Raw genomic sequence first — 12,807 nt, forward strand, 5'->3', positions numbered from 1 at the left:
CTGCATGAAGAAGACGCAGGCTAACGCTGAGATGTTGCTTCTGCAACGGTACAGACACGAAAAAGGGCCGCTCCATGGAGCGGCCCTTTTGATTGAGGAACGTGACCTTTGTACTATTGTTTGATCACCATGCGCTGTTGCGGTGCTTTGCCCGGCGTTTCTACGCTGATCATGTAGGCACCCACAGGCAGGTGTGCTGTATTCATTTCCCATTCTACCTGGCCTTCCGGAATCGATTGCGTTTCCATCAGTTGACCTGTAGAGGTGAAGACCCGTACGGTAGAGGCCGGCATCGACGCTTCGAAGCGAAGGCGAACCTGATCGTTGAACGGATTCGGATACACTTGCATGTCTGTAGCGACAGTTTGCAAGGTGCTTTCGGTGGTAACCAGATCGGTGGCGGCACCGGAGTTTGCTTTCTGGATGACGATGCCCGACACAACCGCTGCTTGTCTTCTGGATTTGAAGCGGATTTTCAGGTGACCATCGTTTACCCGGACGGTTTTGGTAACGGTGTAGGCCGTGCGGTACCCTGCTTTCGCGTAGATGTCCAGATCGTTGATCACCAGTTTGCCTTCCATTTCTACGTCGAACAAACGTTCGTTACGGCTTGTGAACCAGTTCTCCGAGAACTCCATCGTCACGGTGTAGTCGCCATTCGGTACCGAAACTCCGTACGAGAAGTCAGCTCCAAACCGCTCGTATTGGTAGAGCGAGTTATCCGAGGTGTTCTTGATGTTGTACGTCGTGGCCCGGCGCTGGCTGCCGCCTTTGTAGTAAGCCGAATTGTCTTTCTCGAACGAGATACCACGGCTGTCGGTCAGGCCGAAAGAGGCACCACAGTTCAGGGCTTTTACCAGTCCACCTGGGGCAGACGTCCGGTCGCCTTCGCTACCGCTGGTCGGGGTAATGACCAGCGCTGAGACGCGGCACTCACGGTAGTCGATGTCGAACGTTACGTTCATCACGCCGTCTTTCACCTCAACCGTTTTTTCCAGATCGACGGCGTTAGCGTAGCCGCCCAGTTTGTGCAGATCCACATCCTGGAAGAGCTCTTTTCCTTCTACATGTACGTCGAAGCGACGTTGTCCATTGGACTTATACTTCAGTTCAGCAGTTTTGATGGTGAGCTTGTAGCTGCCGTTTTTCACCGGAATCGAGTAGGTGAACCAGCCAATGCGCTGTGTCTGGTAGAGCTTGTCGTCGCTGGTATTACCAATCGACAGCGAAGAGTAGTTGACGGTCGAGCCGCGGCCGTAGTACTTATCGGCCATGTAAGTCACACCCTTGCTGTCAGTGTACTGACCACCGCCGGCGTTGATGGCAATCTGACCGTTGGTTGGGGTCGGTGCGGCAGGAGAATCGTCTTTCTCGTCGTTAGGCGTCGTGTCAGGTGAAGAAGGTGACGAATCAGGGCCGCCTCCACGCCATCCTTTGCCTTTCGCCGGGCTGCTGCTCGAGAGGCCAAAGTCGCCGGAGCTAGCGTTTTTCCACTGAGGGTTACCCGTTTTGCCGCTGCACTCGTGGCCTTTTTGGTTGCACAGGGTCTTCAGGTCCTTGTGCGTAATGGCGTAGCTGCCGCTGGTCTCGATGCCGACGCGGACGCTGCTGCTGGGCGAACGGTAGAAGTTGTTGTTCGTGCTGTTGTTGCTGGACTTCGATCCTTGGTAGATGATGATGTGGGCACCTTTCGAGTTGTTGTGCGCATCCAGAATGTTGTAACGCACTTTGTTGTTTTTCAACTCGTTGCCGCCGCGAGGCATGCCGTGCAGTACGATGTCCTGCTCGTTGTTATAGAAGGTGTTGTACTCGACGATCGCGCTGGCCGAAGCCGAGATGTAGACACCTTTCAAGTCGTTGTTGTAGATACGGTTGTCTACTACTTTAACGCTGTAGTCATCGCCGCCGAACGAGTGGCCAATTTCGTAAGCAACCCCATGTCGGTTGTTGCTCAGGATGTTGTATTCAACCACGTTGTCGCCGAAGCAGTCATCGAACCAGACGCCGATGCCGTTGTTGTCGCGGACGTAGTTTTTCGAGATGGTCAGACCCCGTACGCCGTTGGTCGACTTGATGCCGCCAGAGTGCCACGCGGTAGAGAAGTTGCGGTAGTTGTTGTCCTCGATCGTGCAATTCTCGATCAGGCTGTTCATGTGCGGACGATCTTCGTCGTACTTCCAATTCGAATACCAGATAGAACCGTTGACGGTGATCCCGTTGCTACCGTTGTGAGTGAAAGAGCTGCGACGAATCTTGTGGTTGTTGCCGCGCATCAGTACGCCGCAGAAATCGCCGTATTCAAAGCTGCAGTCTTCAATTTTCCAGCCGCTGTAGCCCGTGGTGAGCATGCCGACGGCAACACGGTTGCGGGTAGAAGTGGTGTGACGGATCGAAAGATTCTGGATCGTGACGTTGGTCGTGTTGCCCCCGTTCAGGATTTCGTCTTTGACACTAGCCTCCATGTAATGGTTGTTGGGGCTAGAGCGATCTTTCAGCATGCAATAGAGCACATCCGATCCTGGGTCGTAATAGAAAGAGCCGGGCGTCAGGCTGGTAGAGCTGTTCGAGCCTACGATCGACAGGATCATAGCCCCCCCGATCGCCGCGTGAGTAACGTTCCAGCCGCAACGGTTTCCGCGCTGTTGCAGCGGCTTGCCGTCTACAAACAACTGCTGGCTGTTGGTTTTCCAACCCGTCTTTTTCCAGATGTCGCCAGAGTGTTTTTCCCAGCCGGTTACCTTGTCGGAGCCTGCAATGATGGTCTTTCCGGCACCTGCGCCTTTGATGGTAATGTCGTTGTTGGTGACGAGCAGATCACCTTCACGATACGTACCTGCGGCCAGTGTGATCGAGCCCCCGTTGCTTACCTTTTGCAAGGCTTTACCCAGCGTCCGGAGAGGTTTGCTGGAGGAGGTACCCGAGTTGCCATCGCTTCCCGATGGGCTGACATAATACTGAGCATAAGCAGTAGACCCACAGTACATGAGGGCTACAAAGAGTAGCAGTGCAATTCGCTTCATAAGTTTTAACGCACTTTATGGTTCAACAATCGTTTGAGCAAATCCGCTTTTATGATAAACATCTCGACCAAATTCTGCCTTGAGCAGGTGGCAGAAGTCAGTTTTTGAAAGAAAGTAGGGTTCCTATGTGCGTAAAAGCAGGTGGTGTGTACATAGACTTACTTACTTGTGCTTTCTGCGATGCCTTCTTGCATTTTGTTTAAAAGCTTCATGACAAAGATGTTGCATAAAAACTAGATTTCCAAAGCTGCTCCATAAAACTTTTTAGAGTCGCATGTAAGAAATGGATAAGGTTGTGCCTGAGCGTAATTATGCAATTGGTGTTATCATGTAAAATGTCCCTTTAAATGAAGATAATATAATATGTTATGCCTAAAAACAGGATAGAATCTATCTTTTTAGGATAATCGTAGGGATTATAACGTGAATGCATGAAGGTGAATAGGTATAATCATATATGGAGAAATTCTGGTACTATATGAATTTTTATTAATAAAGTACAACAAAATAGCCAGATATGATCAAACAAAAAGGAGGGGTGCAAAAGGGATTAAACCATTGAGGCGATCAGGAACTATTTGGATTATATTTATAGGTAGTTACATGAATTGTGGTGAGAGATATAGGATTATTTTTGGCCGCTGTTGATATATGGAAGTGAGTGGCTGGAAAGAAATTATGAATACGCTTTGTAAGGGGCTGTTTTTCAGTGATTTACAAAATCGCGATTTAGAAAACCTCTTATGTTGTAACAATATTTACTCTGTACTTTGCTGCGGGAAATCGACCAGCATGGTAGGGAGCGAAAAAAATAGTCGGCGTGTAAGGCAATAGCCCGAAGCGAAGTAAGGAAATGCAGGACCTGACAGAGGGGAAAACACAGAAACGGCAAAGCCCTCAGTGCGAGGGCTTTGCCGTTTTATAAAAGAACTGGAATTACAATCAGATGTGAATGACCTCGTCGTAGGCGGCCGCTGCTGCTTCCATGATGGCCTCCGACATGGTGGGGTGGGGGTGCACCGACTTGATGATCTCGTGGCCGGTCGTTTCCAGGTTGCGGGCCACAACTACCTCGGCAATCATCTCGGTGACGTTGGCGCCGATCATGTGGGCACCCAGCCATTCACCGTACTTCGCATCGAAGATTACCTTGACAAAGCCGTCTTTCGCACCCGCCGCGCTGGCCTTGCCCGAAGCGGTGTAGGGGAACTTGCCGACTTTGACTTCGTAGCCGGCTTCCCGGGCCTGCTGCTCGGTCATACCGACCGAAGCGATCTCCGGCTGGCAATACGTACAGCCCGGAATGTTATCGTAACGCAACGGCTGCGGCTTGTGGCCCGCAATTTTCTCTACGCAGATAATGCCTTCGGCAGAGGCGACGTGCGCCAGCGCCGGTCCCGGCACAATATCGCCGATGGCGTAAACGCCCTCTACGTTCGTACGGTAAAACTCATCCACCAACACGCGCCCCTTGTCGGTTTTTACGCCGACCTCTTCCAGGCCAATGCCTTCGATGTTGGTCGAAACGCCTACTGCCGACAAAACAATGTCGCACTCCAGCGTTTTCTCACCGTTCTTGGTTTTTACCTTCACCTTGCAAGCCCCCGGTTTGCCGTCTACCGCTTCCACGCTGGAATTGGTCATGATGTCGATGCCAGCCTTCTTGTACATCTTTTCCAACTGTTTGGAGACTTCTTCGTCTTCGTTCGGAACGATGCGCGGCATAAATTCCACGATGGTGACCTTCGTGCCGATCGAGTGGTAGAAGTAGGCGAACTCCACACCAATGGCACCGGAGCCCACAATCACCATCGACTTCGGCATTTTATCGAGCGACATGGCCTTGCGGTAGCCGATGATTTTCTCGTTATCGATCTTCAGGTTCGGCAGTTCGCGGGCGCGGCCGCCCGTGGCCAGAATGACGTGCTTGGCTTCGTAGGTGGTTTTCTTGCCGCTGGCGTCGGTCACTTCTACCTTCTTGCCTTTCAGGAGCTTTCCGGTTCCGTTGATCGTTTCGATCTTGTTTTTCCGGAACAGGAACTGAATGCCCTTGCTCATGCCATCGGCCACTCCTCGGCTCCGTTTCACCATGCCGCCGAAGTCGACCTCGGCACCGTCGACCTTGATGCCGTAGTCCTGGGCGTGTTGGATGTACTCAAATACTTGAGCGCTTTTCAGAAGCGCTTTGGTGGGGATACAGCCCCAGTTGAGACAGATGCCGCCCAGCGATTCGCGTTCGACCACACCGACTTTCATTCCGAGTTGGGATGCGCGAATGGCTGCTACGTAACCGCCCGGGCCGCTACCAACCACAATCAGATCATATGATGATGCCATGAGGAGTTGAATTGGATCTAGTAAGGATGCGCAAATTAATGCTCACTCCCCGGACGAGCAACCTGCATGGCAGAAGGATAAACGCGGCAGAATGCCGGTCGGTCAGTTGCCGAGCGGAATCAGCTGGAACTCGACCCGGCGGTTGGTCCGGCGGTCTTCTTCCGTACGCTCGGGCGTGACGATGGGGCGCTCGCTGCCGTACCCGATGGCCTCGATGCGGTCCGGATCAATGCGCCCGTCGGCAATAAGGTACAGCTTGATGGCCTCGGCCCGGCGTTGCGAAAGGTCCTGGTTCTTCTCCCGGTCACCGACCGAGTCGGTGTGGCCCGAAATTTTCAGGCCGAAGGCGGGGTTGTCGATCAGGAAGTCGTACAACGCATCCAGGTCGCTGTACATGTCCATCAGGATGTCGGCCTTGCCCTGTTCAAACTCGATGGAGGTGAAGCGAATCTTTTTACTCAGGATCGATTCGGCTTTGGCCTTGATCAGCGTGTCGCCGTTGAGGCGGAACTGTTGCTCGATCCGGAAAAACTCTTCCCCCTGGATGATCAGCAGGTAATTGTTGTTGTTGATCAGGTCGAAATCGAACGAGCCGTCTTTGCGAAGCGCCTTCGGCGCCACTTCGATGCCGTTGTCCAGATCGACGATCGAAACGATCCCCCCAAACGGTTTGCCCGTTACCGAATCGGTCAGAATGCCGCTCAGGCGGGTATCGGCCAGCGGCTGGGCGCCCATCGGCAACGGAAACGAGAACAAGTCGAGGTTATTCATCTGATCTTCCGAGCGGGCGTAAAACAAGTTTTTCGACTCCGAATCGATGGTGAAGTAATTCTCACTACCGATGCCGTTCACCAGCGGGCCAATGTTGCGTGGCTCGGTCCAGCGACCCCGGCGGTAGTACGATTTATAAATGTCGAAATTGCCGAAGTTGACCAGGTGGCCGTTCGAGCTGAAATACAGGACGTTGTGTTTGTGGTGGATGAATGGGCTGACTTCGCTGTTGCGCGTGTTGATGACCGGCCCCAGGTTCCGGGCCGGCGACCAGAGGCCCCCGCGTTTTCTGACCGTATAATAAATGTCGGACAGCCCGAAGCCCCCCAGCCGGTCGGAGGCGAAGTAGAGTGTATCGCCCGAGTGCGAAAGCGCCGGCTGCGAATCCCAGCCCTGGCTGTTCACGCTCGGTCCCAGGTTGCGAATGTTGCCGTACGAGCCGTCTTCCTGACGGTCGGCCACGAAAATATCACAGTCGCCGTACCCCTCGCGGCTTTCGCAGCGCACAAAGTAGAGGTTTGCGCCGTCGGGCGAAAGCACCGCCGACCCTTCGTTGTAGGGCGAGTTGATGTCGGTAAACGGTTCGGCCTCGCTCCAGCCAAACTCATCTTTCCGGCTGATGAAAATGTCTTCGTTCACCGTTTTCTGCAGCACGCCCTTCTGGTTGCGCTTCGACGAAAACAGCAGGACGTCGTTGGCGGCGTTCAGCGTCGGGGCGTAGTCGTCCGAGTAGGAGTTGACCACATCGCCCATGTTGAGCAGCACACCCCGGGGCGGCCGCAGGGTATCGATGGTCTTGCGGTACTCTACCAGCTCGTAATAATAGTCCAGCGGAATGAAGTAGTCGCGGTCCAGCTCGGTGAGCGAGTCGTAGTGCAGTTTGATGCGGGTGATGGCGCCGCGGTGGTGTTTGAGCGTCAGGCGGTAAATCGCTTTGGCCTTGCCCACCTGCCCGAGCCGTTCGTAAAGTTGCCCCAGCCGCCAGAGCAATTGCGTATCTTTATAAAAATTGCCGATGCGAAATTTACCGACGTAATCTTCCAGGAGCGGAAGCACTTGTTCCCATTTCTCTTTCTTCTCCAGGCGGGCTATCTTTGATAATGCTTTAGGGTTATAGTAGCGTAATTCAACGCCACCTTCGTAGAGATGAGGAAACCGGAAGTCGTAATTTTCGAATAGCGTGTCACGACCCGCCGTGCTCACGTTGATGCCGTTCATTTTTTTCTCCTGAGCCCACGCCTGCCCAGTAAGAAAGAAAACAACTACTGCAGAAAAAAACCATACGGATGGTTTGCTATTCATGGAGTTCCGCACAAGAAACGGTCTGAAACTTAGGTACGTTAGACATTTTCTGACAACGCTACATTCCGGCACTTTGGTACTCATTACGTTAGGCCTTAGCCGTAAGAAATTCGTTAAATCGTATCGTACACAGTTGGCCATCATGTCTTACGTTTCCCGCCGAAATGTCGAAAGATTCGGGTATTATGGCAGGTTTAGCGATCTGGCACTTGGCTTGTAAAGGTAAAACTAAACGGATGAGCGGCTTTTGACGTTCATTTATTTCTTTTGGCGTGTCAGTTTGACACCCCGACTTACAACTATATGAAAGATAATTTTCTAGGAATACCTTCTTCTTATCTGGCGAACATGGCAGAGCGTGACAACGGCGAGATGATTCCCATCCTGCCGACCGAAGAGGAGGACGATAAACTTGCGGCAGAAGGAATTCCCGACGTATTACCGATTTTACCGCTAAAAAATACGGTGCTTTTTCCGGGCGTTGTGATTCCCATCACGGTCGGGCGGCAGAAGTCGATCCGGCTGGTGAAGCGGGCCTACAAAGGCGATCGCATCATCGGGGTGGTGGCCCAGCGCACCGATACGGCCGAAGAGCCTTCGACTGAGGATTTGTTTGGCGTGGGGACCGTGGCGCACATCATCAAAATGCTGGTACTGCCCGACGGAAATACCACCATCATCATTCAGGGGAAACGCCGCTTCAGCATCGAAGAGATCGTGCAGACCGATCCGTACATGAAGGCGCGCATCCAGCTCATCACCGAAAACTTTCCCGACGTTCGGAAGAAAGAAACCAAGGCGCTGATTCAGTCGCTGAAGGACATCGCTTCCAAAATCCTGAAACTCAATCCGGAAATTCCACAGGAAGCGCAGATTGCGCTGGACAACATCGAGAGTCCTTCGTTCCTGACGCATTTTCTGTCGTCGAACATCAATGCCGACGTGGCCGAAAAACAGGAGTTGCTGGAGATCAACGACGGCATGCAGCGCGCCACCAAGCTGATGACGGCCATGATGAAAGACGTGCAGATGCTGGAGCTGAAGCACGAAATTCAGAACAAGGTCCACAAAGACATCGACGAGCAGCAGCGCGACTATTTCATCCGCCAGCAGATCAAGGTGTTGCAGGACGAACTGGGGCAGGAGGGATCGGAGCAGGAAATCGAAGCCCTGCGCGAACGCGGGATGAAGAAGAACTGGCCCGACGCCGTGGCGCAGCAGTTCAACAAGGAGCTGGACAAAATCTTGCGCATGAATCCCGCCGCCGCCGAGTATCCGGTTGCCATGAGCTACGCCGAGTTGCTGGTCGACCTGCCGTGGGACGAGTACACGAAGGACAACTTTAATCTGGTGCGGGCGCGCAAAATTCTGGATGCCGACCATTACGGCATGGAGAAGGTCAAAGAACGCATTCTGGAATACCTGGCCGTGCTGAAGCTGAAAAATAACATGAAGGCCCCCATCCTCTGCCTGTACGGCCCTCCGGGGGTGGGAAAAACGTCGCTGGGGCGCTCCATCGCGCGGGCACTGAACCGCAAATACGTGCGCATGTCGCTGGGAGGCGTGCACGACGAGGCCGAGATCCGTGGCCACCGGCGTACGTACGTGGGTGCCATGCCAGGGCGTATCATCCAGAACCTGAAAAAAGTGGGTTATTCCAACCCGGTCTACATCCTCGACGAGATCGACAAGGTAGGCTCCGATTTTCGGGGTGATCCTTCGTCGGCCTTGCTCGAAGTGCTGGACCCGGAACAGAACAGTACGTTCGCCGACAATTACCTGGAAGTGGAGTACGACCTGTCGAAGGTGCTGTTCATCGCAACGGCCAACTCGCTCGATACCATTCAGCCCGCCCTGCGCGACCGGATGGAGATCATCGAGATTACGGGCTACACGCTGGAAGAGAAAGTGCAGATTGCCAAGCGGCACCTCATTCCCAAACAGCGCGAAGAGCACGGCTTGTCGGGCAAAGACCTTCAGTTTACCGAGAAAGGCATCATCAAAGTCATAGAAGGCTATACCCGCGAGTCGGGTGTACGCAGCCTGGAGCGGAAAATCGGCGCGGTGGCGCGTCGGGTGGCGCGGTACGTTGCGATGGAAGAGGACTACCAGCGCTCGATCCGCCCCGAACAGGTGACGGAAATTCTCGGTGCCGAAATCTTCGACCGTGAGTTGTACGAGGACAATGGACGCGCCGGTGTGGTGACGGGGCTGGCCTGGACGGCAGCGGGTGGCGAAATTCTCTTTGTTGAATCGGTACTGAGCCGGGGCAAAGGCAAATTGACCCTTTCGGGGCAGTTGGGCGACGTGATGAAAGAGTCGGCGGTAGCGGCGCTCTCGTACTTAAAGGCCAACGCCAACCGACTGGGGGTGCCGTACCAACTGTTTGACCATTACGACATCCACCTGCACGTACCGGCGGGCGCGGTGCCCAAAGACGGCCCTTCTGCCGGGGTCACCATCCTGACCTCGCTGGCGTCGGTCTTCACCCAACGGCGGATCAAGAAATTGGCCATGACCGGCGAAATCACCCTGCGCGGGAAGATTCTGCCGGTCGGTGGCATCAAAGAGAAAATTCTGGCGGCGCGCCGGGCGGGCATCCGGGAAGTGATTCTTTGCAAGAGCAACCAGAAAGATGTAAAGGAACTGGAAGCCGAGCTGCTAAAAGATTTAACCATCCATTACGTTACTACGGCAGAAGAGGTGCTGGAGCTGGCCCTGTCTAAAGACAAGGTAGAAGAGCCGATCGAACTTTCGTGGCCCCAGGATCACACCGCTGAAAAAGAGAAGGCCAATGCCTGAGTGGCGCATGGGTCTTTTGCATTCACCTAACTTCTGACGCTTTTATCAAGTTTTATGCGCCGACGCTTCCTCTTGTTTGTCAGTTTCTTGCTTACCCAGCAGGTGGTAGGGCAAATTGGAGGACGCGCGGCATTCGATTTTCTGAGCCTGCCGGTCAATGCGCGGTTGGCGGCCCTGGGCAACGTCAACGTTTCGCTGTCGGACCAGGACGTGAACATGATGATGGCCAATCCGGCGCTGTTGCAGGCCGACATGGTGCAGCACGCTACCCTCAACTGGGCGCCCTATTACGCAGGGATCAACAGCGTGTCGCTGGGCTACGCGTTCGATACGCCAAACGCCGGTCCGGTCGGCGTGTCGTTTGCGTACCACAATTACGGAACTCTGACGCAGACCGACCCCACCGGTGCCGTGATGGGCGAGTTTTCGGCGGCAGATTACTGGCTGGGCGGCACCTGGGCACACCGATTGGAGAATTACTCGCTGGGCGGCACGGTCAAAGTCGCCGGATCGTCCATCGGGTCGTACAACGCCTTCGCAGTCCTGGCCGATCTGGGCGCAGCGTTCCACCATCCGACGCGCGACTTCCACGTGGGGTTGGCGATTCGGAACCTGGGCTGGATTTTCGATACCTACGCCCCGGGCGCTACGCGACCTACTTTGCCGCTCAACGTACAACTGGGCCTGAGCTATAAGCCCGAGCACATGCCGCTGCGCTTTTCGCTCACGGCCCACCACCTGGAGCGCCCCGACATTGTCTACCTCGACCCGTCCAAACCCGGCACGTTGGACGCGAACGGGCAGGAAGTAAAAGAAGAAAAAAAACTGGGCGACCAGATCATGCGCCACCTGGTGTTTGGGGGCGAGTTTGTATTGAGCCCCAACTTTTACCTGCGTGCCGGGTATAACCATTTAATTCGACGCGAGTTACGTCTGCAAAGCCGGTCGGGGGGAGCCGGTTTTTCGATCGGCGCGATGGCGCGGATCAAAGCCTTCGAAGTGGCCTTCGCGCGTGGGTGGTACCACGTGGCCGGAGGGACCAGTACCCTGACGCTGACCAGTAACCTGCACTCGGTTTTCCGCAAGAAAACCCCCGCTGCCACACCGCAGTAAAGTTTAAGATGAAACCCTTTTTATTATGATTGAGCAGAACCAATACCTGACACCGCGCGAGATTGTGTCAGAACTAGATAAATACATCATTGGGCAAAAAGACGCCAAGCGCAACGTGGCCATTGCCCTGCGCAACCGCTGGCGGCGCATGAGCGTCGACTCCGACATCGCCCGCGAAATTGTGCCGAACAACATCCTGATGATCGGGGCCACGGGCGTCGGCAAAACCGAGATTGCGCGTCGTCTGGCCAAAATCGCCGATGCGCCTTTCACCAAGGTAGAAGCCTCGAAGTTTACGGAGGTGGGCTACGTCGGGCGCGATGTCGAAAGCATGGTGCGCGACTTGGTCGAGCAGTCGGTCAACATGGTGAAACAGCGCAAAAAAGAGGAAGTAAAAGAACGCGCTACCGAACAGGTAGAAGAGGTGATCCTCAACGCTTTGATTCCCGCGATGAAGCCCCCGCGCTCCGTTTCGACCACCAACCCGGCTGTGGAAGGGGAAGTACCGGAAGACGACTACACGCTGAATCAGAAAACGCGGGAGCGCTTCCGTGAAAAACTGCGGAACGGTGAGCTGGACGACCGGAAAATCGAAATCAACATTCAGCAGAGTCCGGCGTCGGGCATGGGGATGATGGGCCCCGGCGGCATCGACGAAGTGTCGATGATGAACCTCCAGGAAATGCTGGGCAACATGCTGCCGAAAAAGAACAAGAAGCGCCGGGTGTCGATTGCAGAAGCGCGCAAGCTTTTGCTCGAAGAAGAAGCGTCCAAACTCATCGACATGGATGAAGTGAAGGAAGAAGCCATTCGCAAAGCCGAAAATACAGGCATCATTTTCATCGACGAGATCGACAAAGTCGCCAGCGGAAGTGGCAAACAGGGCGGCCCCGACGTGAGCCGCGAGGGCGTACAGCGCGATCTGCTGCCCATCGTAGAAGGGAGCGCCGTCACGACCAAGCACGGCGTCATTGCAACCGACCACATTCTGTTCATCGCCGCCGGCGCCTTCCACGTCTCCAAACCGTCGGACCTGATTCCGGAACTACAGGGGCGTTTCCCCATCCGGGTCGAACTGGACAACCTGACGGTCGACGACTTCTACCAGATTCTGAAAACTCCGCGCAACGCGCTCACCAAGCAGTATGCCGCTCTGCTGGAAGCCGAGTCGGTCGAGCTGACGTTCCAGGACGAAGCCCTGCGGAAACTCGCGGAAATCGCTTTCCGCATCAACTCCGACGTCGAGAACATCGGGGCGCGCCGCCTGCATACGGTCATGAGCCATCTCCTAAACGAGCTGATGTACGACGTGCCCGACGTGATCGGACCCAACGCCAAGATCGTCGTCACGGACGATATGGTCGAGGAACGGCTGCGCGATCTGGTGAAGAACCGCGACTTGAGCCAATACATTTTGTAACGCGTCCAACGCAATATGACCTCACAAGGCCGCTCGTACGAG

The 12,807-nt window shown here is 54.6% G+C and carries 6 protein-coding genes; 3 read left to right on the forward strand and 3 right to left on the reverse strand.

Features of this window, described 5'->3' with window-relative positions:
• Window positions 1–113 precede the first annotated feature (113 nt).
• From BLR44_RS17310 to BLR44_RS17320, 3 genes are all read right to left on the reverse strand, one after another.
• On the reverse strand, window positions 114–3,020 hold the full coding sequence (locus BLR44_RS17310) for a malectin domain-containing carbohydrate-binding protein (protein WP_089684313.1): 2,907 nt from the start codon (window positions 3,018–3,020) through the stop codon (window positions 114–116).
• A gap of 942 nt (window positions 3,021–3,962) precedes the next feature.
• Window positions 3,963–5,357 carry a dihydrolipoyl dehydrogenase gene (gene lpdA, locus BLR44_RS17315; RefSeq protein WP_089684315.1) on the reverse strand — a complete coding sequence of 465 codons (1,395 nt, stop codon included), beginning with the start codon at window positions 5,355–5,357 and terminating at the stop codon, window positions 3,963–3,965.
• Between the two features lie 102 nt (window positions 5,358–5,459).
• On the reverse strand, window positions 5,460–7,346 hold the full coding sequence (locus BLR44_RS17320) for an OmpA family protein (RefSeq protein ID WP_089684317.1): 1,887 nt from the start codon (window positions 7,344–7,346) through the stop codon (window positions 5,460–5,462).
• 387 nt (window positions 7,347–7,733) lie between these two features.
• Here BLR44_RS17320 and lon point away from each other — a divergent pair, with 387 nt between their 5' ends.
• From lon to hslU, 3 genes are read left to right on the forward strand one after another with little or no spacing between them, the layout of a single operon-like run.
• Complete coding sequence (gene lon, locus BLR44_RS17325; RefSeq protein WP_089684719.1) at window positions 7,734–10,232, forward strand: endopeptidase La; 2,499 nt, start codon at window positions 7,734–7,736, stop codon at window positions 10,230–10,232.
• Between the two features lie 54 nt (window positions 10,233–10,286).
• Entirely contained in the window at window positions 10,287–11,345 is a 1,059-nt protein-coding gene (gene porQ / locus BLR44_RS17330) for a type IX secretion system protein PorQ (protein WP_089684319.1), read from the forward strand.
• Between the two features lie 25 nt (window positions 11,346–11,370).
• Complete coding sequence (gene hslU / locus BLR44_RS17335; protein ID WP_089684321.1) at window positions 11,371–12,765, forward strand: ATP-dependent protease ATPase subunit HslU; 1,395 nt, start codon at window positions 11,371–11,373, stop codon at window positions 12,763–12,765.
• Window positions 12,766–12,807: the final 42 nt, after the last annotated feature.

Origin of the sequence: Catalinimonas alkaloidigena, from assembly GCF_900100765.1 — a bacterium.
Classification (GTDB): Bacteria; Bacteroidota; Bacteroidia; order Cytophagales; family Flexibacteraceae; genus Mooreia; species Mooreia alkaloidigena.

What these genes read in the sequence shown, in the direction of transcription:
- BLR44_RS17310 (WP_089684313.1), bottom strand. Translation starts at nt 3,020, where the DNA reads ATGAAGCGAATTGCACTGCTACTCTTTGTAGCCCTCATGTACTGTGGG.
- lpdA (WP_089684315.1), bottom strand. Translation starts at nt 5,357, where the DNA reads ATGGCATCATCATATGATCTGATTGTGGTTGGTAGCGGCCCGGGCGGT.
- BLR44_RS17320 (WP_089684317.1), bottom strand. Translation starts at nt 7,346, where the DNA reads ATGAACGGCATCAACGTGAGCACGGCGGGTCGTGACACGCTATTCGAA.
- lon (WP_089684719.1), top strand. Translation starts at nt 7,734, where the DNA reads ATGAAAGATAATTTTCTAGGAATACCTTCTTCTTATCTGGCGAACATG.
- porQ (WP_089684319.1), top strand. Translation starts at nt 10,287, where the DNA reads ATGCGCCGACGCTTCCTCTTGTTTGTCAGTTTCTTGCTTACCCAGCAG.
- hslU (WP_089684321.1), top strand. Translation starts at nt 11,371, where the DNA reads ATGATTGAGCAGAACCAATACCTGACACCGCGCGAGATTGTGTCAGAA.